Below are 21,597 nucleotides of genomic sequence, written 5' to 3'. Positions count from 1 at the left end.
ACTCACGCACGGCGAACGCGCGTTGACGGCAGCACAGGCGCGGAAACACAGGGGAGACGGGGAGCATGGCATCACGCAGGGACGAGCTGAACGCGTACAACTTCGCGCGGCGGCGGACGGTGGGGGCGTTCCTGCAGCCCGGCGGCGGGGGCAACGACGAGGACGCACCTCGCCCGGTGCGGGCGGTGCTGCCGAGCTTCGTCGTCGCGGCGGTCGCCGTGGCGGGCTTCGGCATGTGGGGCGTCATCAAGCCCAGTGCCCCGCTGAACTGGGACGACGGCAAGAACATCATCCAGGGCAAGGACTCCACCACCCGCTACGTGGTGCTGGAGGACCCGCAGAGCCACGAGAAGGTGCTGCACCAGGTCCTCAACATGTCCTCGGCGAAGCTGCTGCTGCCCGCCGGTTCCAAGGTCGTCCAGGTCGCCGACAAGGTGCTGGACAACTACAAGAACCACGGCGCCACCATCGGCATCCCGTACGCGCCGGACAAGCTGCCGTCGGCCGCCGACGCCGGTGAGGCGAAGCTCTGGTCGGTCTGCGACCGGCCCGGTGTGGACACCAGCCAGGCGAGCATCAACCAGGCTGTGTTCGTCGCGGCCGGCAACGAGGCGAAGACGCTGGCCGACCCGGGCATGGTGCTGCAGGAGGGGCAGGGGCTGTACGTCCAGGAGCCGCCGCTGCGCAAGGGCGACGTCGGCAGCAAGTTCCTGGTCGACATGAACGGCGTGAAGCACGCCGTGGGCAAGGTGGACCTGGAGGGCGCCCGGCGGATCGCGCTGCAGAACGGCCTGTTCGGCGTCAACGTGGAGCCGCAGCAGGTGACGAAGGCGTGGCTGGACACCCTGGAGTCCGGCGCGGTCGTCGACTTCCCGACGATCCCCGACCTGACCTCGGTGAAGACCCGTTCCAACGTCAAGCTCACCAACACCGCGGAGGCGTTCGTCGGTCGGCTGCTGGTCTTCCAGAACACCTACTACGTGGTGGGCAAGGAGAAGCTGTTCGAGATCACGCCCTTCCAGGCCGAGGTGATCCGCAACAGCCCGGACCTGCGGGCCGTGTACGGCGGTTCCGTGCCGAAGGCCGCGGAACTGCCGCCGGCCGACTCCGCCGACCTCGCCGCCAAGGTCAGCAAGGACATGCTGGACAAGACCGACCTGCCGGACGCCAAGCCGCAGATGCCGCTCAACGTCGGTCCCAAGGGCACCCGTTCGGTGATCTGCAGCACCTTCGCCGGCTACGACAACGGCCTGCCCAAGCGCACCGTGTGGGCGCACACCGAGTACCCGGCCAAGGTCGCGCTGGGCTCCGCGAGCGCCCACGTGACGCCCGGCCACGGCGTGCTGTACCGCGCGGTGGACGGCCAGGCCGGCCCGCAGAACCAGGACACCTCGGGCACCACCTTCCTGATCACCGAGACCGGTCTGCGGTACTCGCTGCAGGCCAACGGCGACGGCGGCAACGGCCCTTCGCCCGCCCCGAGCCAGGCGCCGCAGCAGCCGCAGGCGAAGGACGAGGAGAACGGCGCGCAGGCCCGCCTCGGCTACAAGTCCGTTGCCCCGGGCCTGGTTCCGCTGCAGTGGTCGGTCCTGGTGCCGGCCGGCGGTTCGCTGAGCACCAAGGCCGCGGAGACCGCGCAGACCGCGTGACGATCCGTCAGTGCAGGTGTCCGGTAGGCCGTGTCATGGTCTGGTAACTACCGGTACTCCGGTGTTGGGCCGCTTGCAAACGGCGGCTAAAGTGCTGGGGACACCGCAACGTGGTGTCACCGGGTGGGCCGTACCAGGAACACCCGGAGCAAATGTCTGTCTCATGGGGGACGGTGGATCATGGCTGGTCAGTTCAAGACGACCGCTGAGGAAATGAATGCTTTCGCCAACCGCATCGGTGAGGTGAACGCGCAGGTCCAGGGCGAGATTCAGCGGCTCAACGCGCTGGTCGACTCGATCAAGGTCGGCTGGCAGGGCCAGGCCGCCCAGGCCTACCAGCAGATGCAGACCCGGTTCAACGAGGACGCGACCGCGCTCAACAAGGTGCTCGACGAGATCAAGCAGGCGATCGAGACGACCACCAAGCTCTACGCGCAGACGGAGCAGGAGCAGCAGTCCTCGATGTCCGGGCTCGGTCACTGAGCTCCCGGGTCCGCAGGACCTCGGCCGTAGTGCGGCCGGTTCGCCGGTCCGCGCAGATTCCATCGACTAGGAGACACCATGGGTGACCACATTCTCGTCAATTTCTCGACGATCCAGAACGCTTCGTCCGAGATCCGCCAGACCGCGCAGCGCATCCAGTCGCAGCTCGACGAGCTGAAGTCCGGCGTGCAGCGCATCGCCTCCACCTGGGAGGGTGCGGCGCAGGAGGGCTACCAGGCCCGCCAGGCCGAGTGGGACAACAAGGCCGCCGACCTGCAGCAGGTCCTGGGCCAGATCGCCACCTCGCTGGACAACGCCGCCCAGAGCTACCAGTCGACCGAGTCCAAGAACACGGCCGTCTGGAGCTGAGGCTCCGCCGCCGTGCGACACGGCGACAGTGTGGGCGGGCGTCCGACCGGGCGCCCGCCCCTCGCGCGTACTGACGCGCACGGCATCGGATCATGAGGGGAAGACAGGTGTCGTTGGGTACGTTCCGCAGGGCGGCCGCCGCGTCCGCGGTGCTGGGGATGGTCGGATCGCTCGCCGCCGGTCCGGCGTACGCGGCCGCTCCGACGCCCTCGCCGTCCGGTTCGGACAGCGCGCCGCGCTGGTCTCCGATCGGCATAGCCGCGGCCGGCGAGTGCAAGTTCCCGTCCGAGAACGTCCAGGGCACGCCGTGGGCGCTGCAGCGGGTGCTGCTGAACGAGCTCTGGAAGGACGGCCGGACGGGCAGGTTCGCCAAGGACGGGCCCGGGGGCAAGAAGGGCGAGCCGGTCAAGGTCGCGGTGATCGACACCGGCGTGAACGACCGCAATCCGCAGCTGGCGGACAAGGTGGAGGACGGCAGTTCGCTGCTGCCCCCCAAGCAGCAGGGCGAGAAGGACGACGGCAAGAACGACACCGTCGGCCACGGCACCAAGGTGGCCGGCATCATCGCCGCCCGGCCGATCGCGGGGACGGGCTTCGTCGGCCTCGCGCCGGACGCCGCGATCCTCTCGATCAAGCAGAACGACGACCAGGGCAGCGGCTCCGTCCAGAGCCTGATCACGGCGATCCAGCAGGCCGTGGCGAAGGGCGCCGACGTCATCAACATCTCGCAGGACGTCCGGGCCGAGGGCGACTCCAACGACTTCGCGCTGAAGGACCAGCTGAAGGCGGCCGTGGAGGACGCCGACCGCAAGGGCGTGGTGGTCGTCGCCTCGTCCGGCAACGACGGCCGCGAGGGCGACACCTACCCGGCGGCCTTCCTGACCGTGCTGGCCGTCGGCGCCTCGGACCGCAACAACGAGCGCGCCCCGTTCTCGGAGTACGGCCAGTTCGTCGACATCGCCGCCCCGGGCGTCGACATGCTGTCGACGGTGCCGGCCGGCGGCCAGTGCGTCGACAACGGCACCAGCTTCTCCGCGCCGTACGTGGCCGGCGTGGCGGCCCTGCTGAAGGGCGCCTACCCCGACTGGACCCCGGCGCAGATCCGGGCCCGGATCGAGCAGACCGCCCAGCGCACCCAGCGCGGCCCGAACAAGTTCATCGGCTGGGGCGTCGTCGACCCGGTCAAGGCGGTGCAGAGCGGCGACGACCAGGTCCCCGAGGCGCACGAGGACCCGAAGGTCGCCATCGACCGGGCGCCGGTCGTGGCCCAGCCGCTCGGCCTCGCCGAGACCCAGGCCGACCGGGACCGCCGCACCGGCACCTACGTGCTCGGCGGCGGGGTGCTGGCGGTCGCCGCCCTGGCCGGCGGTTCGGTCGTGCTGCGCGACCGCCGTCGCCGCCGCGAGGGCTGAGCGCCCCGGACGGACGGAAGCGGCCCGGCCCCCGGTGAGGGGGACCGGGCCGCTTCGTGCTGCCGGGGCGCGGGTCAGACCTGCTCGTCCTCGGGCAGGGTGATCACCCAGCGGTCGGCCTGCCGGGGCCGCAGGTAGAACAGCCAGTAGAGGCTGGCGACGGCGGTGATGCCGCCGGTCCACTCCAGGGCGGTGACGTCGAGCTGGGTCAGCAGGTACACCAGGCCGACGGTCAGCAGGACGGGCAGGACGGGCCAGAGCGGCTGGCGCCAGGCCGGCGCGTGCTTGTGGTGGGCCCGGCGGGAGAACAGCGCGGCCACGGCCACCAGCAGGTACAGGGCGGTGACTGCGACGCCGGTGATGTTGGTCAGCTGCTCCTGCGGGACGAAGCAGAGCACCGCGCCGGGGACGCCGACGGCCAGGGTGGAGACCCAGGGGGCGCTGAACCGGTTGAGGGTGCCGAAGGCGCGGTTGAGCGGCTCCGGCCAGGCCTTGTCGCGGCCGGAGGCGAACAGCACGCGGGAGTTCTGGATGACCATGACGATGCCGGCGTTGATGATCGCCAGGGCGACGCAGAGGCTGATGAAGGTGCCGACCGCGGAGTTGCTCCAGCCGGTGACCAGGTCGGAGATGTTGCCGGCGCTCAGCGCGGCGAGGTCCGGGGCGCCCAGGGTGATCGCGACGACCGGGACGATGATGACGACGACCGACAGGGCCAGCGTCCACAGCACGGTGCGGGCGACGTTGCGGCGCGGGTTCTCCAGCTCCTCGGAGAGGTAGATGGCGGTGGAGAAGCCCTGGGTGACGAAGAGCGCGGTGCCCATCGCGGCGACGATCGCGCCGAGCCCGACGACACCGGTGGCGCCGTCCGTGACGACCGAGCCGTGGAAGAGGCTGCCGGCGCCGCGCTCGGCGTGGCCGAAGCCGAGGAAGGCGACCACACCGGCGGCGATGACCTCGAGGACGAGGAAGATGCCGGTGATCCAGGCGTTGGCGCGCAGGTCCAGCAGGCCGGCGACGGTGGCGGCGATCATGACGGCGGCACCGGCCCAGCGGGCGTCCACGTGGACGATGGGGGCCAGGTAGTCGGCGGTGCCGATGGCGATCAGTGAGGGCACGATCATCACGACGATCAGCGACTGGATGAACACCAGCCAGCCCGCGAACCGGCCGGCGAGGGTGCCGACCATGGCGTACTCGCCGCCTGCGCTCGGGACGAGGGTGCCGAGCTCGGAGTAGCAGAAGGCCACCGCGATGCAGATCAGCGCGCCGATGGCGATCGACATGGCGGTGAAGGTACCGAGCGAGGAGAACAGCTCGGGCACGATGACGAACAGCGAGGAGGCCGGCGTCACGCAGGAGAGCGTGAGCAGCGTTCCACCCACGACACCGATCGAACGGGTGAGCTTCTTGGGGCCGCCATCCGCCGGGGTCTCGGCTACGGCGAGTGGCGGGCGAAGCGTGTCGGTCATGGGGCATCCGATCGACGTGCGAGGGTCTGGGGGCGGGAGCGGTATCGCCTCCGAAGGGCGCTGGCTGACGTGGTGTTTCGGTCGCTCCCGATTGGCCATGGAACCGCGACGTTTTGCCCGAGTCAACGCGCGATCGGCTTCGGAATCCGTTGCCATCGGCCGCATAAACATGCGATCCAGTCGCGCCCTGTGGCAAAGCTCACCTTTGTCCGTTCTGTCAACTCGAATGTATGAAGATTGAATCAAAGGTGGATGGCTGGAATGTGTCGCTGAATCAAAGGTCGATGGTCGGTGGTGACCGTTGAGCCGCAGGTGGCTTCTCCGGGCGCCGACGGCCGCCGCGACCGGTGCGGGAACCGCAGCCGAACCCGGCAAAAAAGTAGATAACGTTCTGGCACCGTCCACGGCCTGGAATGCCGGAAGGGCCGGACTCCGAGGAGTCCGGCCCTTCCGGTCACGCAAGGTCACCCGTTACGGCGCCGGCAGCCAGCCCGTCTGGACGGTCTGGCCGGCGGCGATCCGCCGGGAGACGAACACGCCGCGGCCCGGCGGCTGCGGCTGCGGCTTGACCGTGCCGAGCAGCGCGCCCTCGTTCTTGTCGCCCGAGAGCAGCACGCCCTGGCCGCCCAGCTCGCGCATGCGCTGCATGACCGGCTCGAACAGCGAGCGGCCGGCGCCGCCGGCGCTGCGCGCGATGATCACGCGCAGGCCGATGTCGCGGGCGAACGGCAGGAACTCGGCCAGCGGTGCCACCGGGTTGCCCGAGGAGGTGGCGACCAGCTCGTAGTCGTCCACGATCACGAACATGTCCTTGCCGCTGTACCAGCTGCGGTTGCGCAGCTGTTCCGGCGTGACGTCCGGGCCGGGCAGGCGGCGCGAGCAGGCGCCGCGGAGCATCTCCACGGCCGCCGACATCGCGGGCGCCGCCGCCGCGTACTCCACCAGGTACTCCTGCGGGACGACGCCGAGCAGCGAGCGGCGGAAGTCGCCGACCACGATGCCGGCCTGGTCCGGGGTGTACCGCTCGGTGATCTGCTTGATCAGCATCCGCAGCAGCGCCGACTTACCGGACTCGCTCTCACCGAAGACGATGAACAGCGGGTCGCTCTCGAAGTTGACGAAGACGGGCGCGAGCTCGACCTCGTCCACACCGAAGGCCACACCGAGCTCGGGGTGCTCGAAGCCCTTGGGCAGCGCGTTGCCGTCCAGGACGGCCGGCAGCATGCGGACCTGCGGGGCGCGCGGGCCCGTCCAGGCGGCGTCGATCTGGGCCACCAGGTCGGCCACGCCGTTCGCCAGGTCCTCGGTGGTCGACGCGCCGTCCAGGCGCGGCAGACCGGAGAGGAAGTGCAGCTTCGACGCCGTCAGACCGCGGCCGGGCGAGCCCGCCGGGACGTTGACCGCGACCTTGCGGTCGATCTCCGACTCCATCGAGTCGCCGAGCCGCAGCTCGGTGCGGTTCTGCAGCAGGTCCTTGAGCGCCGGCCGGACCTCCGCGTAGCGGGCCGCGGTGACGACGACGTGCACGCCGTAGGTCAGACCGCGCTGCGCGATGTCGTTGATGACCGGTTCGAGGACCTCGTACTCCTGCTTGAAGGTCAGCCAGCCGTCGATGATCAGGAAGACGTCGCCGAACTGCTCGTCCGGCAGCTGGCCGGCCGCGCGGCGCGAGCGGTACGTGGCGACGGTGTCGATGCCGGCCGCGCGGAACAGCTCCTCGCGGCGGTTGAGCACCCCGTGCACCTCGCTGACCAGACGGCGCACCTTCTCGACGTCCAGACGGCCGGCGACCCCGCCGACGTGCGGCAGGCCGGAGAGCGCGCCGAACGCGCCACCACCGAAGTCCAGCAGGTAGAACTGCACCTCGACCGGGGTGTGGGTGACCGCGAAGCCGGACACCAGGGTGCGCACCATGTTGGACTTGCCGGACTGCGGGCCGCCGACGATCAGGCCGTGGCCGGCCGCACCCGAGAAGTCCTGGTACATCACGTCGCGGCGCTGGTCGCGCGGCTTGTCGACGATGCCGACCGGCACCACGAGGCGGCCGAGCGCGCCGTACTCCGGCGAGGTCAGCCCGCGCTCGGCGGTGGCCTGCAGCGGCGGCACCAGGCCGTCGATGCTCGGCGCCTCCTCCAGCGGCGGCAGCCACACCTGGTGGGCCGGCGGGCCCTGGCTGATCATGCGCTGCACGAAGACGTCCAGCATGGTGTCGAGCAGCGAGTCGTCGATCTCCTCGACCTCCTCGACCACCTCCTCGACCACCGGCTCCACGACCGGCACCTCGGCGGCGGTGAACAGCACCGGCTGCGCGGTGATCACCTGGCCGCCGCTGGTCCGCTGCTGGCCCGGCGGCCGGTACGGGCCGGAGACGTACGCCGCCCGGAAGCGCTCCATCACGTCGGAGCCGAACTTCAGGTAGCCGACGCCGGGGATCGGCGGCAGGTGGTAGGCGTCCGGCACGCCGATCGCGGCCCGCGACTCGGCGGCCGAGAAGGTGCGCAGACCCAGCCGGTAGGAGAGGAAGGTGTCCAGACCGCGGAGCTTGCCCTCCTCCAGGCGCTGCGAGGCCAGCAGCATGTGCATGCCCAGCGAACGGCCGATGCGGCCGATCTGGATGAACAGGTCGATGAAGTCCGGCTTCGCGGTGAGCAGCTCGGAGAACTCGTCGATGATCATCAGCAGCGAGGGCAGCGGGTCCAGCGCCGCACCGGCCGCACGGGCCCGCTCGTACTCGTTGATGTTGGCGTAGTTGCCCGCCGCGCGCAGCAGCTCCTGGCGGCGGTTCATCTCGCCCTCGATCGCATCGCGCATGCGGTCGATGAGGGTCGCCTCGCCCTCCAGGTTGGTGATCACGGCCGCGGTGTGCGGCATCTCCGCCATGCCGGCGAAGGTGGCACCACCCTTGAAGTCCGCGAGGACCAGGTTCAGCACCTCGGAGGAGTGCGTCACCGCCAGCGCCAGCACGATGGTGCGCAGCACCTCGGACTTGCCGGAACCGGTCGCGCCGACGCACATGCCGTGCGGGCCCATGCCCTGGAGCGAGGCCTCCTTGATGTCCAGCCAGACGTACTCGCCGTTCTGGCCGACGCCCAGCGGCACCTTGAGCTTCTCCGCCATCGGACGCGGCCGCCAGTGCCGGGCCGGATCGAAGGAGCCCGGGTCACCGGTGTTCATCATCTCGGTGAAGTCCATCGACACCAGCGACGGGTCGCCGTCGTCGCCGCCCGCGGACACCCGGAACGGCGCCAGCTGACGGGCCAGCGCCTCCGACTGCCACGCCGACAGGGTGTCCGGCCGGCCCGAGTACGAGGCGCCCGAGGCGGACTCCAGCAGCAGGCTGTCCTTGCCCACCGTGATGACCAGGTGGCCGCTCGGCTCGTCCAGGTCGCCGGGGACGACCTCGATCACCGTGACGCCCTCGACGCCGTCCGGGCCGGCCAGGACCGAGTCGTGCGGCACCGCGGCGCCGTCCATGACCACGATCAGGTGCGGCTTGTCCGCGCTCGGCACGTTGTCCCGGGAGAAGCCCTTGCGGCCGTCCAACTCCTTGGCGAGCAGCTCCTCCAGCTCACCGAGGCCGGTCGCGATCAGACGGCGCGAACCGGCGCCGTCGTTCTCCTTGCGGTGCTGGGTGTGCGGCAGCCACTTCGCCCACTCCCACTCGTCGACCGCGCCCGGCGCGGCCGCCACGGCGACCATCAGGTCGTCCGGCGAGTGCAGCGTCGTCAACTGGGCCACCATCGCCCGCACGTTGCCGTACACGGTGTCCGGGTCGCCGCAGACCGTGATGTGGTAGAAGGCGCGCAGCGAGACCGCCAGCGGCAGGTCCTGCAGCGTGCCGTGCGACTTGATGAAGGTGCCCATCGCCTCGGCGGCCAGCGGCTCCAGCTCGTCCAGCGGAGCCGTCTGCGGCGCCACGATCGGGCTCGACAACTGCTGCGGACCGGTGCCGAGACGCACCTGCGCGAAGTCCGGATCGGTCGGCCGGCGCTCCCACAGCCGCCGCCCCTCGGCGACGATCGACCACAGCTGGTCCGGCTCGGGGTGGGTGAACAGCAGCGCACCGCGCTGCCGCTCGGCCGTGCGGCGCACCTGCCGGCGCATCTGCTGCAGGTACTTGAGGTAGTCGCGGCGCTCGTCCGCGGTGCCGGCGTTGCCGCCGCGGCGCGCCTTGACGATCTGCGCGACCGCCATGCCGGCGGTCGACGCCACCATCAGGACACCCATGATCTTCATCGGGCCCTGGGCGCCGGGGGAGAAGAAGAACGCCGCCGAACCGCCCATGCCGAGCAGCGGCAGCAAGGACATCATCCAGTCCTCGCCTCCGGAGCGCGGCAGCTCCGGAGGGGCGACCAGCTCCACCGGCTCGTCCGGGACCGGGGGCGGATACGCCCGCGGCGGACGCTTCACCGTCACCACACTCATGCGACCGCCCCGCTCCGCCCGGCGGCCGCTGCGCGGAACCCGGACCCCTGGACGGCCCGTTCGCTTCGCTCGCTCACTGGCACCAACCCTCACGCACACCGATTACGTACGGGTGAGGGCGCCCCGTGCGCTGACGCCGCCCCCGCTCCGCCGACCGCAGGCGCGATCGAGGGTGCTGCACCAGCCGGGCCCCCGTACGCCTTGCGCAGGGGCCGATCCTACTGGGCGGCCGGGACGGTTCGACCACGGGGTCAGCCGAGGAGATTTCCGGTACGAAGCGTCGAATATCCTCCACAACGGCACACCGTTGCACGGCAATTCACCGCCCCCCGCGGCGGCCGGGCAATTCCGGCGGGGGCCAGGCCGCACCCACCGCCGCGCGGGCGGTAGGGTAACGCCGCGCCAACTCCGCCCCGGTCCGTGTCAGTTCCGGACCGGCCCGCAGGAGGGTGCAAACGAATCAAGAGCTGACGAGCAGGCAAATCCGACAAGGGGGAGCGCCGGTGAGCGAGCGGACAGTCAAGAGGTGCGCCTGGCAAGAAGCGGCCTCCAGGCTCGCGGAGGTGGCCGCATGAGCGCCAGTGCAACGACCGGCTTCTGCCGCGTCACCGTCGTCGCGCCCGACGGCCGGATCGACGTCGCCCTGCCCGAGGACGTCCCGCTCGCCGACATCTACCCCGAGGTGCTGCGCCTCACCGGGCAGACCCAGGTCGACGGCACGCCCACCGGCTTCCACCTCGTCCGCCGCGACGGCACCGTGCTCGACAGCGGCCTGCCGCTGGCCGCGCAGCAGGTCCGCGACGGCGACCTGCTGAGCCTGCGCCCCTTCGCCGAGTCGCTGCCGCCGGCCGTCTACGACGACGTGGCCGACGCCGTGGCGAGCGCCGTCGAGGCCGACCGCCGGTTCTGGAGCCCCGACCTCATGCGGGCCTTCGGCCTGATCGGCGCCACCGTGATGCTGGTGCTGCTCGGCTTCGCCCTGTGGTTCTCCGACCTGCGCCACGACATGCACGGCCTGGCCGGCATCCTCTCCGGCGTCACCGCGGTCGTCCTGGTCACCTTCGCCGGCGTCCGTGCCCGGGTCTACGACGACCACGCGGCCGGCCTCGCGCTCGGCCTCGGCGCCCTGCCGCACGCCCTGATCGCCGGCTCCGGGGCCGTCCCGGTCGCGAACACCGGCGACGGCCCCGGCCGACTGCAGTTCCTGGTCGGCTGCGTCGCCGTCCTCGTCGTCTCGGTGCTGCTCGTCGGCCTGCTGCCGGAGAAGGACTCGGTCTTCGTCGCCTCCTCCTTCCTCGCCGCCGCCGGCACCCTGTCGACCTTCGCCGCGGTGCTCCTCGACGGCACCCCGGCCACCCACATCGCCGCCGTCACCGGCGTCGCCGCGATCGCCGCGGTCGGCTTCCTGCCGGCCCTCTCCGCCCGCTTCGCCCGCCTCCCCGTCGGCTTCAGCCCGCCCGGCCAGACCCGCACCCGCGGCAGCGCCTACGGCGAGGAGACCAGCCGCGCCGAGACCGTCCAGTACGAGCGGATCGCCCACCAGGCCCGCCGCGGCCACGAGGTCCTCGTCGGCCTGGTCGGCGGCTGCTCCGCCACCGTCATCGGCGCCTGCGCCGTCCTCGGCTTCAGCGACTCCGCCTTCGCCGAGCTGCTCGCCCTGGCCATCGGCATCTCGACCATGCTGCGCGCCCGGCTCTTCCGCTACACCGCGCAGGTCTTCAGCCTCACCATCGCCGGCCTGATCGGCCTCGGCCTGCTGGTCCTCGGCCTCTCCCTGCACACCCCGGTGTTCATCCTGGAGCAGCTGCAGCAGGGCGGCACCGACAGCTCGCTCGACCTGCGCACCATCTGGCTGTCGGCCTCCATCGCCGTGGGCGCCGCCCTGCTCACCGCGATCGCGCTGATCGTCCCCCGCCTCGGCGTGTCCCCCTTCTGGGGCCGCATCCTGGACATGGTGGACGGCCTGATGCTGATCTCGCTCGTCCCGCTCGCGCTGGCCGTGCTGAACATCTACGCCCTGGTCCGCGGCGCCACCAGCTGACGCCGCCGAACCACCCTCCCGCGCCCGCCGGCGCCCCGCGACAGGGGACGCCGGCGGGCGCTGGTACGCTTGGTCAGTCCGAGTCTTGTCAGATCCTGTGTCGTCTACCGGGATCGCTCGGCCACCCCGAAGGAGATGCCGTGGCTCTCGCCGCCGACGTCAAGAAGCAGATCATCGCCGAGTTCGGCCAGAAGGAGGGCGACACCGGCTCCCCCGAGGTCCAGGTGGCCATGCTCTCCCGCCGCATCTCGGACCTGACCGAGCACCTGAAGGCCCACAAGCACGACCACCACTCCCGTCGTGGTCTGCTGATCCTGGTCGGCCAGCGCCGCCGCCTGCTGCAGTACCTGGCCAAGAAGGACATCGAGCGTTTCCGTACCCTCGTCGACCGCCTCGGCATCCGCCGCGGCGCCGCGGGCGGCGCTCGCTGACACCGCTTCGTGGGGCGGCTCCCCTTCCCGGGGGGCCGCCCTTCGGCGCATCCGCGCGGGAGCACCGCGCGGAACCGCACCCCGGGCGAGGGAACCGCTGCCACACGCGTGGTAATGGCGCGCTCGGTAGGGTGTGAATTTGTAAGGTGAAGGGCATGCCCGGGTTGTTGCCCGGCCGCGCGGTGCGCGGACGGCACCGGGCATGACCGACAACCTGCGCGGGCCGCAGGCCTCAAACGGAGGCCGCCCGCATCCGGGGAGCGTCCACACGCGACCGCCGACCAGGCAAGCCGAGAGGCGCCGGTCCTCGGTAGTGGCCGCCGGGAGTCGTCGACAGACACGCCCGGAGGCTTCGATCGAAGACCGGCCCGCAGGGCCGGGCAGGCGGACGCTGGGGGGCGCTCCACCGGAGACGTACGAAAGAGGAGATCTTCCAGGTGGAAGAGAACGTGTTCTACGCCGAGGCCGTCATCGACAACGGCAGCTTCGGCACCCGTACCATCCGCTTCGAGACGGGCCGCCTGGCCCGCCAGGCCGCCGGCTCCGCCGTCGCCTACCTCGACGACGACACCATGGTGCTGTCGGCGACCAGCGCGTCCAAGCAGCCGAAGGAGCACTTCGACTTCTTCCCGCTGACCGTCGACGTCGAGGAGCGGATGTACGCCGCGGGCCGGATCCCCGGCTCGTTCTTCCGTCGTGAGGGCCGGCCCTCCGAGGACGCCATCCTCACCTGCCGCCTGATCGACCGCCCGCTGCGCCCGTCCTTCGTCAAGGGCCTGCGCAACGAGATCCAGGTCGTCGTCACGGTGATGGCGCTCAACCCCGACCACCTCTACGACGTGGTCGCCATCAACGCCGCCTCCGCCTCCACCCAGCTCGCGGGCCTGCCGTTCTCCGGCCCGATCGGCGGCGTCCGCGTCGCGCTGATCAAGGGCCAGTGGGTCGCCTTCCCGACCCACTCGGAGCTCGAGGACGCCGTCTTCGACATGGTCGTGGCCGGCCGCGCCCTGCCGGACGGCGACGTCGCGATCATGATGGTCGAGGCCGAGGCCACCACCAAGACCATCAACCTGGTCGCCGACGGCGCCGAGGCCCCGACCGAGGAGGTCGTCGCCGCCGGTCTGGAGGCCGCCAAGCCGTTCATCAAGGTCCTCTGCGCCGCCCAGGCCCAGCTGGCCGCCCAGGCCGCCAAGCCGACCGGCGAGTTCCCGGTCTTCCTGGACTACCAGGACGACGTGCTCAACGCCCTGACCGCCGCGGTCAAGGACGAGCTCGCCCAGGCGCTCACCATCGCCGGCAAGCAGGAGCGCAACAACGAGCTCGACCGCATCAAGGCGATCGCCGCGGACAAGCTCCTCCCGGACTTCGAGGGCCGCGAGAAGGAGATCAGCGCCGCCTACAACGCGCTGACCAAGAAGATCGTCCGCGAGCGCGTCATCAAGGACAAGGTCCGCATCGACGGCCGCGGCGTCACCGACATCCGCACCCTGGCCGCCGAGGTCGAGGCCATCCCGCGCGTCCACGGCTCCGCCCTGTTCGAGCGCGGCGAGACCCAGATCCTGGGTGTCACCACGCTGAACATGCTCCGCATGGAGCAGCAGCTCGACACGCTCTCCCCGGAGACGCGTCGCCGCTACATGCACAACTACAACTTCCCGCCGTACTCCGTCGGCGAGACCGGCCGCGTGGGCTCGCCCAAGCGCCGCGAGATCGGCCACGGCGCGCTGGCCGAGCGGGCGATCCTGCCCGTGCTGCCCTCCCGCGAGGACTTCCCGTACGCCATCCGCCAGGTCTCCGAGGCGCTCGGCTCCAACGGCTCCACCTCGATGGGCTCGGTCTGCGCCTCCACCATGTCGCTGCTGAACGCCGGTGTGCCGCTGAAGGCCGCCGTCGCCGGTATCGCCATGGGCCTGATCTCCCAGGAGATCGACGGCGAGACCCACTACGTCACGCTGACCGACATCCTCGGCGCCGAGGACGCGTTCGGCGACATGGACTTCAAGGTCGCCGGCACCCGCAACTTCATCACCGCCCTCCAGCTCGACACCAAGCTGAACGGCATCCCGGCATCGGTGCTCGCCGCCGCGCTGAAGCAGGCCAAGGACGCCCGCCTGCACATCCTCGACGTGATGAACGAGGCCATCGACACTCCGGACGAGATGTCGCAGTACGCCCCGCGCATCATCACGATCAAGATCCCGGTGGACAAGATCGGTGAGGTCATCGGCCCCAAGGGCAAGATGATCAACCAGATCCAGGAGGACACCGGCGCCGAGATCACGATCGAGGACGACGGCACCATCTACATCGGTGCCTCCGACGGCCCGGCCGCCGAGGCCGCCCGCACCACGATCAACCAGATCGCCAACCCGACCATGCCGGAGGTCGGCGAGCGCTACCTGGGCACCGTGGTGAAGACCACGACCTTCGGCGCGTTCGTCTCCCTCATGCCCGGCAAGGACGGCCTGCTGCACATCTCGCAGATCCGCAAGCTCGCCGGTGGCAAGCGCGTGGAGAACGTCGAGGACGTGCTCGCGGTCGGCGCCAAGGTGCAGGTCGAGATCGCCGAGATCGACCCGCGCGGCAAGCTCTCCCTCGTCCCCGTGATCGAGGGCGAGGAGGGCGGCGAGGCCGCCTCCGAGTGACGCACCGAGTGGCGAGGTAGTCCTCCCGCGGCCCGCACGCCCTCGCGGCGTGCGGGCCGCACCCTGTTCTTCCCCGATCGAGAGGTACACCCTGGTGGCTCAGGCCTCCGCGGCACAGCAGCGCCCCGGCACCACCAAGACCCTGCTCAAGGGCCTCGACGGCGCCGGCACCGTCCGCCGCACCGTCCTCCCCGGCGGCCTGCGGGTCGTCACCGAGACCCTGCCGACCGTCCGCTCCGCGACCTTCGGCATCTGGGTCGGCGTCGGCTCCCGCGACGAGACGCCCGTCCTCAACGGCGCCACCCACTACCTGGAGCACCTGCTCTTCAAGGGCACCGCACGGCGCAGCGCCCTGGAGATCTCCGCGGCCCTGGACGCCGTCGGCGGCGAGATGAACGCCTTCACCGCCAAGGAGAACACCTGCTACTACGCGCGGGTGCTCGACACCGACCTGCCGCTCGCCATCGACGTGGTCTGCGACATGCTCACCGGCTCGCTCATCCGTGCCGAGGACGTCGACGCCGAGCGCGGCGTCATCCTCGAGGAGATGGCCATGGCCGAGGACGACCCGGGTGACGTCGTCCACGACCTCTTCGCCAGGGTGATCTACGGCAACGGCCCGCTCGGCCGGCCGATCCTCGGCACCGAGGAGACCGTCACCGGCCTCACCCGCGACCAGATCGCCGGCTTCTACAAGCGCCGCTACAAGCCCGAGCACCTCGTCGTCGCCGCCGCCGGCAACCTGGACCACCGCAAGGTCGTCAAGCTCGTCGAGGAGGCCTTCGCGCCCGTCCTCGCCCGCTCCACCGGCCACCCCGCCGAGGTCCGCCGCGGCGTCAAGGCGCTGCGCACCGCCGGCCGCACCGAGGTCCTCAACCGGCCCACCGAGCAGGCCCACCTCGTCCTCGGCGTGCCCGGCGTCCCGCGTCACGACGAGCGGCGCTGGGCGATGGGCGTCCTCAACGCCGCCCTCGGCGGCGGCATGAGCTCCCGGCTCTTCCAGGAGGTCCGGGAGAAGCGCGGCCTCGCCTACTCCGTCTACTCCTACTCCTCCTCGTACGCCGACAGCGGCATCTTCGGCATCTACGCCGGCTGCCAGCCCAAGCGGGTCGAGGAGGTGCTGTCGATCTGCCGCCAGGAGCTCGCCAAGGTCGTCGCCGACGGCATCACCGAGGAGGAGCTCCAGCGCGCCATCGGCCAGATCTCCGGCTCCACCGTGCTCGGCATGGAGGACACCGGCTCGCTGATGAACCGCATCGGCAAGGCCGAGCTCTGCTACGGCACCCACCTGTCGGTGGACGACATGCTGGCGAAGATAGCGGCGGTGACCCTGGACGACGTCCGCGCGGTCGCCCGTGATGTGCTGGGGGCCCACCGTCCGTCGCTCGCCCTGATCGGCCCGATCAACGCCAAGCGGGCGGCGGCCGTGGCCGACGTGCTCGCCCAGGAGGAAACCGCATGACACTGCGCGTCGCCGTGATCGGCGCCACCGGACGGATCGGCTCCGAGGCCGTCAAGGCCGTCGGGGCCGCCCCCGACATGGAGCTGGTCGCCGCCCTCGGCCGCGGCTCCGACCTCGCCGAGCTGACCGACGCGGGCGTCCAGGTCGCCGTCGAGCTCACCCACCCCGACTCGGTGATGGGCAACCTCGACTTCGCCCTGCACCACGGCATCCACGTGGTCACCGGCACCACCGGCTGGACGGACGAGCGCCTCGCCACCGTCGGCGGCTGGCTCGCCGAGAGCCCCGCCACCGGCCTGCTGATCGCCCCGAACTTCTCCATCGGCGCCGTCCTCGGCATGCAGTTCGCCCAGAAGGCCGCCCGGTACTTCGAGTCCGTCGAGGTCGTCGAGCTCCACCACGACCGCAAGGCCGACGCCCCCAGCGGCACCGCCACCCACACCGCGCAGCTCATCGCCGCCGCCCGCAAGGACGCCGGCCGGGCCCCCCAGCAGGACCCGACGACCCACGAGCTGCCCGGCGCCCGCGGCGCCGACGTGGACGGCGTCCCCGTGCACGCCGTGCGGCTGCGCGGCCTGCTCGCCCACCAGGAGATCCTCTTCGGCGACACCGGCGAGACCCTCACCATCCGTCACGACTCGCTGCACCACAGCTGCTTCATGCCGGGCATCCTGCTCGGCGTCCGCAAGGTCGTCGACACCCCCGGACTCACCTTCGGCCTCGAACACTTCCTGGACCTGTGAGCCCCGCATGACCTCCCGCACCGGCTTCTTCCTGCTCGCCGCCGCCCTGGTCGTCGTCTCCCTGCTCTGCGTGGGGGAGGGCGTCCAGCTCGTCGCCACCGGCAAACCGCTCGGCATCGGCCTCGGCCTCTGCGCCTTCGTCATCCCCCCGATCGGCATCTGGTTCCTGCGCCAGACCATCCGCTTCGGACGCGCCAGCGAGCAGCTCGCCCGCGAGCTGGAGGCCGAGGGCGGCCTGCCCGTCGACGAACTCCGCCGCACCACCGGCGGCCGGATCGACCGGACCTCCGCCGACGAGGTCTTCACCCGCCGCAAGGCCGAGGCGGAGGCCTCCCCGCACGACTGGCGGGTCTTCTTCCGCCTCGCCGTGGCCTACGCGGACGCCGGGGACACCCCGCGCGCCCGCAAGGCCATGCAGCACGCCATCCGGCTGCACGGCACCACCACCGAATCGAGGAGCACCGCGTGAGCGACGACCTGGCCCCGACCTTCCGCAGCGACGTCACGGTGGAACTCGTCCGCAGCGCCGCCACCGACACCGACGTGCTGTGGGCCGCCCGGGTGTCCACCAAGGGCGAGCAGTCCCTGGAGACGATCGGCGAGGACCCGGAGAAGTCCAAGGGCCTGATCAACTTCCTGATGCGGGACCGCCACGGCACCCCCTTCGAGCACAACTCGATGACCTTCTTCATCAGCGCGCCGATCTTCGTCTTCCGCGAGTTCCACCGGCACCGCAGCGGCTGGTCCTACAACGAGGAGTCCGGCCGCTACCGCGAGCTGCAGCCGGTCTTCTACGTCCCCGGCCCGGACCGCCGCCTCGTCCAGCAGGGCAAGCCCGGCCGGTACGAGTTCGTCGAGGGCACCGCCGAGCAGCACAAGCTCACCACCGAGGCCATGGAGGAGTCCTACCGCTCCTCCTACCGCGCCTACCAGGAGATGCTCGCCGCCGGCGTCGCCCGCGAGGTCGCCCGCGCCGTCCTCCCGGTCGGCCTCTTCTCCTCGATGTACGCCACCTGCAACGCCCGGTCGCTCATGCACTTCCTGTCGCTGCGCACCAAGAACGAGCAGGCCGCCGTGCCGTCCTTCCCGCAGCGGGAGATCGAGATGGTGGCCGAGCAGATGGAGGAGCTCTGGGGGCAGCTGATGCCGCTCACCCGTGCGGCCTTCAACGCGCACGGCCGGGTCGCCCCCTGACCTGCACGGACGGGCATCCGGGCGGACCGCCCGGCATGTCCGGATTGCAGCGGTTCCGCCCGCTCCCTACGCTCGGAGCACGGATTCCGGTGCTGCCCGAACCCCCGAGCGGGCAGCACCGGAATCCCATGCTCCGACCCCGACGGCCCACCGCCGACCTCGCACGATTCTGTCCGAACCGTGGACCGGCGTGACCGCCCCCCAGTGGCCTACGAGTAGTTTTGGACGCATGGCTCCGACCTCCACCCCCCAGACGCCCTTCGGCCGGGTCCTGACCGCGATGGTCACCCCCTTCACCGCCGACGGTGGGCTCGACCTCGACGGCGCCCAGCGCCTCGCCGCCCACCTCGTGGACGCCGGCAACGACGGCCTCGTCCTCAACGGCACCACCGGCGAGTCGCCGACCACCAGCGACGCCGAGAAGTCCCAGCTGGTCCGCGCCGTGGTGGAGGCAGTCGGGGACCGGGCGCACGTCGTGGCCGGCATCGGCACCAACGACACCCACCACAGCGTCGAGCTCGCCCGCCAGGCCGAGGCGGCCGGCGCCCACGGCCTGCTCTCGGTGACGCCGTACTACAGCAAGCCCCCGCAGGAGGGCCTGTACCGGCACACCACCGCCATCGCGGACGCCACCGGGCTGCCCGTCATGCTCTACGACATCCCGGGCCGCAGCGCCGTCGCGCTGAGCCACGAGACGCTCGTCCGGCTCGGCGAGCACCCCCGGATCGTCGCCAACAAGGACGCCAAGGGCGACGTCGGCGCGGCCTCCTGGGCCATCGCCCGGTCCGACCTCGCCTGGTACTCCGGCGACGACGTCCTGACCCTGCCGCTGCTCTCGGTCGGCGCCGTCGGCGTGGTCAGCGTCGTCAGCCACGTGGTCACGCCCGAGCTGAAGGCCATGGTCGAGGCCTTCACCGCCGGCGACACCGCCAAGGCCACCGCCGTCCACCAGTCCCTGCTGCCGGTCTTCACCGGCGTCTTCCGGACCCAGGGCGTCATCCTGACCAAGGCCGCGCTCAACCTGCAGGGACACCCTGCGGGCCCGCTGCGGCTCCCGCTGGTCTCCGCCACCGCCGAGGAGATTGCGCAACTGAAGCAGGATCTGGCCGCCGGCGGGGTACACCTCTAACAGACACAGACGTGCGCGCCCCGGCTCGCCGGGCCCCCCGAGGGCCTGCCGCTGGACCGGACCGAAGGCGCGGAGGCACCTGGTACGTAGGAAGCCAACGATGGACGCACGCCCCATGTCGCCGGACGATCCCGGGCATGTGGCGTGCGTCGTGAGGAGAGTCTTTTGAGCCACCCGCATCCCGAACTCGGCGCACCTCCCGCACTCAAGGAGGGCGCTCTCCGCATCACCCCGCTCGGCGGCCTCGGCGAGATCGGCCGCAACATGACGGTCTTCGAGTACGGGGACCGCATCCTGATCGTCGACTGCGGCGTGCTCTTCCCCGAGGACGAGCAGCCCGGCGTCGACCTGATCCTCCCGGACTTCACGTACATCCGGGACCGCCTCGACAAGATCGACGGCATCGTCCTGACCCACGGGCACGAGGACCACATCGGTGCCGTCCCGTACCTCCTCCGGGAGAACCCGGACATCCCGCTGATCGGCTCGAAGCTCACCCTCGCGCTCATCGAGGCCAAGCTCGCCGAGCACCGGATCCGCCCGTACGTCCTGGAGGTCAAGGAGGGCGAGCGCGAGCGCATCGGCCCCTTCGACTGCGAGTTCATCGCGGTCAACCACTCCATCCCGGACGCCCTGGCCGTCGCCGTCCGCACCCCGGCCGGCACGGTCGTCGCCACCGGCGACTTCAAGATGGACCAGCTGCCGCTGGACGGCCGCCTCACCGACCTCCTGGCCTTCGCCAAGCTGGCCGAGGAGGGCATGGACCTGCTGCTGGTGGACTCCACCAACGCCGAGGTCCCCGGCTTCATCCCGCACGAGCGGGACATCTCCGCCGCGCTGCGGAACGTCTTCGCCAGCGCCCAGCGCCGGATCATCGTCGCGTCCTTCGCCAGCCACGTGCACCGCATCCAGCAGGTGCTGGACGCCGCCCACGCGCACGGCCGCAAGGTCGCCTTCGTCGGCCGCTCGATGGTCCGCAACATGGGCATCGCCCGTGACCTCGGCTACCTCAAGGTCCCGGGCAACCTGATCGTCGACGTGAAGACCCTGGACGACCTGCCGGACGACAAGGTCGTGCTGGTCTGCACCGGCTCGCAGGGCGAGCCGATGGCGGCGCTGTCGCGGATGGCCAACCGGGACCACCAGATCCGCATCGTCGACGGCGACACCGTGGTGCTCGCCTCCTCGCTGATCCCGGGCAACGAGACCGCGATCTACCGCGTGATCAACGGCCTGACCCGCTGGGGCGCCAACGTCGTGCACAAGGGCAACGCCAAGGTGCACGTCTCCGGCCACGCCTCGGCCGGCGAGCTGCTGTACTTCTTCAACATCTGCAAGCCGCGCAACCTCATGCCGGTGCACGGCGAGTGGCGCCACCTGCGGGCCGCGGCCGACCTGGGCATCCTCACCGGTGTCCCGAAGGACCGGGTCGTCATCGCCGAGGACGGCGTCTGCGTCGACCTGGAGAACGGCGTCGCCCGGATCGTCGGCAAGGTCCAGGCCGGCTACGTCTACGTGGACGGCTCCTCGGTCGGCGACATCACCGAGGCCTCCCTGAAGGACCGCCGCATCCTCGGCGAGGAGGGCTTCATCTCCGTCTTCGTCGTGGTCGACTCGACCAACGGCAAGATCGTCAGTGGGCCGACCATCCAGGCCCGCGGCTCGGGCATCGACGACGGCGCGTTCGTGCCGGTCGTCGCGAAGCTGGAGGAGGCCCTCACCCGCTCCGCGGGCGACGGCGTGCTGGAGGTCCGCCAGGTGCAGCAGCTGGTACGCCGCACGATCGGCAAGTGGGTGGCGGACAACTACCGCCGCCGGCCGATGATCCTCCCGGTCGTCGTCGAGGTCTGAGACCCGACCGGCCAGGTTTGACGTGGGGCGACCCGGGGCGTAATGTTCTCCGGGTTGCCCCACTGCCGGACGGCACCGATCGAATTCAGTTCGAGACGGTAAATCCGGTGAAAGAACTCTGATAGAGTTCGGGAGCGCCGAAAGGCGAAAGCCAATCCGATGAAAGAAACTCCGGAAAACGGAGCGGAAAACATCTGATAAGCTGGGAACACGAAAGAGCGAAACGCCCGGAGGGTCCGCTGGAAGGCGGTCCGAAGGAAGTGTCCGTTCCTTGAGAACTCAACAGCGTGC

The 21,597-nt window shown here is 70.8% G+C and carries 15 protein-coding genes; 13 read left to right on the top strand and 2 right to left on the bottom strand.

Features of this window, described 5'->3' with window-relative positions; genetic code table 11:
• Window positions 1-65: 65 nt before the first annotated feature.
• The 4 genes from IE98_RS0131190 to mycP all read left to right on the top strand — a co-directional run bounded on the left by IE98_RS0131190 (window position 66) and on the right by mycP (window position 3,913).
• Window positions 66-1,649, top strand: a complete 1,584-nt coding sequence (locus IE98_RS0131190; protein WP_030274779.1) for a type VII secretion protein EccB — start codon at window positions 66-68, stop codon at window positions 1,647-1,649.
• A 180-nt stretch (window positions 1,650-1,829) separates the two neighbouring features.
• Window positions 1,830-2,132, top strand: a complete 303-nt coding sequence (locus IE98_RS0131185; RefSeq protein WP_030274777.1) for a WXG100 family type VII secretion target — start codon at window positions 1,830-1,832, stop codon at window positions 2,130-2,132.
• A gap of 78 nt (window positions 2,133-2,210) precedes the next feature.
• A complete protein-coding gene (locus IE98_RS0131180) occupies window positions 2,211-2,501 on the top strand; it encodes a WXG100 family type VII secretion target (RefSeq protein ID WP_030274775.1) in 291 nt (96 codons plus the stop codon).
• Between the two features lie 107 nt (window positions 2,502-2,608).
• Window positions 2,609-3,913 (top strand): type VII secretion-associated serine protease mycosin, encoded by a 1,305-nt coding sequence (mycP, locus tag IE98_RS0131175; RefSeq protein ID WP_030274773.1) that lies wholly within the window; start codon window positions 2,609-2,611, stop codon window positions 3,911-3,913.
• A gap of 74 nt (window positions 3,914-3,987) precedes the next feature.
• Here mycP and IE98_RS0131170 read toward each other — a convergent pair whose 3' ends face one another.
• Together IE98_RS0131170 and IE98_RS0131165 are read right to left on the bottom strand one after the other, a co-directional pair.
• Entirely contained in the window at window positions 3,988-5,385 is a 1,398-nt protein-coding gene (locus IE98_RS0131170) for an APC family permease (RefSeq protein WP_030274771.1), read from the bottom strand.
• A 471-nt stretch (window positions 5,386-5,856) separates the two neighbouring features.
• The gene (locus tag IE98_RS0131165) at window positions 5,857-9,810 is read right to left on the bottom strand and encodes a type VII secretion protein EccC (protein ID WP_030274769.1); all 3,954 of its coding nucleotides are present in this window, start codon (window positions 9,808-9,810) and stop codon (window positions 5,857-5,859) included.
• A 571-nt stretch (window positions 9,811-10,381) separates the two neighbouring features.
• Between IE98_RS0131165 and eccD the strand changes: the two genes are divergently transcribed.
• From eccD to IE98_RS0131120, 9 genes are all read left to right on the top strand, one after another.
• Window positions 10,382-11,851, top strand: coding sequence for a type VII secretion integral membrane protein EccD (gene eccD, locus IE98_RS0131160; protein WP_030274766.1), 1,470 nt, complete (start codon window positions 10,382-10,384; stop codon window positions 11,849-11,851).
• A 140-nt stretch (window positions 11,852-11,991) separates the two neighbouring features.
• Window positions 11,992-12,282: a 30S ribosomal protein S15 gene (gene rpsO, locus IE98_RS0131155; protein ID WP_030274764.1), complete on the top strand. Its 291-nt coding sequence runs from the start codon at window positions 11,992-11,994 to the stop codon at window positions 12,280-12,282.
• 437 nt (window positions 12,283-12,719) lie between these two features.
• Complete coding sequence (locus tag IE98_RS0131150) at window positions 12,720-14,927, top strand: polyribonucleotide nucleotidyltransferase (protein ID WP_030274762.1); 2,208 nt, start codon at window positions 12,720-12,722, stop codon at window positions 14,925-14,927.
• 91 nt (window positions 14,928-15,018) lie between these two features.
• Window positions 15,019-16,389, top strand: a complete 1,371-nt coding sequence (locus IE98_RS0131145) for a M16 family metallopeptidase (RefSeq protein WP_030274760.1) — start codon at window positions 15,019-15,021, stop codon at window positions 16,387-16,389.
• The gene (gene dapB, locus IE98_RS0131140; RefSeq protein WP_030274758.1) at window positions 16,386-17,132 is read left to right on the top strand and encodes a 4-hydroxy-tetrahydrodipicolinate reductase; all 747 of its coding nucleotides are present in this window, start codon (window positions 16,386-16,388) and stop codon (window positions 17,130-17,132) included. Before IE98_RS0131145 ends, dapB begins: the two co-directional genes overlap by 4 nt.
• Before the next feature lie 7 nt (window positions 17,133-17,139).
• A complete protein-coding gene (locus IE98_RS0131135) occupies window positions 17,140-17,601 on the top strand; it encodes a tetratricopeptide repeat protein (RefSeq protein ID WP_030274756.1) in 462 nt (153 codons plus the stop codon).
• Entirely contained in the window at window positions 17,598-18,326 is a 729-nt protein-coding gene (thyX, locus tag IE98_RS0131130; protein WP_030274754.1) for an FAD-dependent thymidylate synthase, read from the top strand. The genes IE98_RS0131135 and thyX overlap by 4 nt, the downstream gene beginning before the upstream one ends.
• A gap of 229 nt (window positions 18,327-18,555) precedes the next feature.
• Window positions 18,556-19,455, top strand: a complete 900-nt coding sequence (dapA, locus tag IE98_RS0131125) for a 4-hydroxy-tetrahydrodipicolinate synthase (RefSeq protein WP_030274752.1) — start codon at window positions 18,556-18,558, stop codon at window positions 19,453-19,455.
• A gap of 165 nt (window positions 19,456-19,620) precedes the next feature.
• Entirely contained in the window at window positions 19,621-21,306 is a 1,686-nt protein-coding gene (locus IE98_RS0131120) for a ribonuclease J (RefSeq protein WP_030274751.1), read from the top strand.
• The last annotated feature ends 291 nt before the right edge of the window (window positions 21,307-21,597 follow it).

It is taken from the genome of Streptomyces sp. NRRL B-24484, assembly GCF_000717715.1.
GTDB lineage: Bacteria > Actinomycetota > Actinomycetes > Streptomycetales > Streptomycetaceae > Kitasatospora.
Note: the sequence above shows the minus strand (reverse complement) of the source record. Positions and strands in the feature narration are given on the sequence as shown.

Coding starts and splice junctions, on each gene's coding strand:
- IE98_RS0131190 (WP_030274779.1), top strand. CDS start 66: ATGGCATCACGCAGGGACGAGCTGAACGCGTACAACTTCGCGCGGCGG.
- IE98_RS0131185 (WP_030274777.1), top strand. CDS start 1,830: ATGGCTGGTCAGTTCAAGACGACCGCTGAGGAAATGAATGCTTTCGCC.
- IE98_RS0131180 (WP_030274775.1), top strand. CDS start 2,211: ATGGGTGACCACATTCTCGTCAATTTCTCGACGATCCAGAACGCTTCG.
- IE98_RS0131170 (WP_030274771.1), bottom strand. CDS start 5,385: ATGACCGACACGCTTCGCCCGCCACTCGCCGTAGCCGAGACCCCGGCG.
- IE98_RS0131165 (WP_030274769.1), bottom strand. CDS start 9,810: ATGAGTGTGGTGACGGTGAAGCGTCCGCCGCGGGCGTATCCGCCCCCG.
- eccD (WP_030274766.1), top strand. CDS start 10,382: ATGAGCGCCAGTGCAACGACCGGCTTCTGCCGCGTCACCGTCGTCGCG.
- dapB (WP_030274758.1), top strand. CDS start 16,386: ATGACACTGCGCGTCGCCGTGATCGGCGCCACCGGACGGATCGGCTCC.
- IE98_RS0131135 (WP_030274756.1), top strand. CDS start 17,140: ATGACCTCCCGCACCGGCTTCTTCCTGCTCGCCGCCGCCCTGGTCGTC.
- dapA (WP_030274752.1), top strand. CDS start 18,556: ATGGCTCCGACCTCCACCCCCCAGACGCCCTTCGGCCGGGTCCTGACC.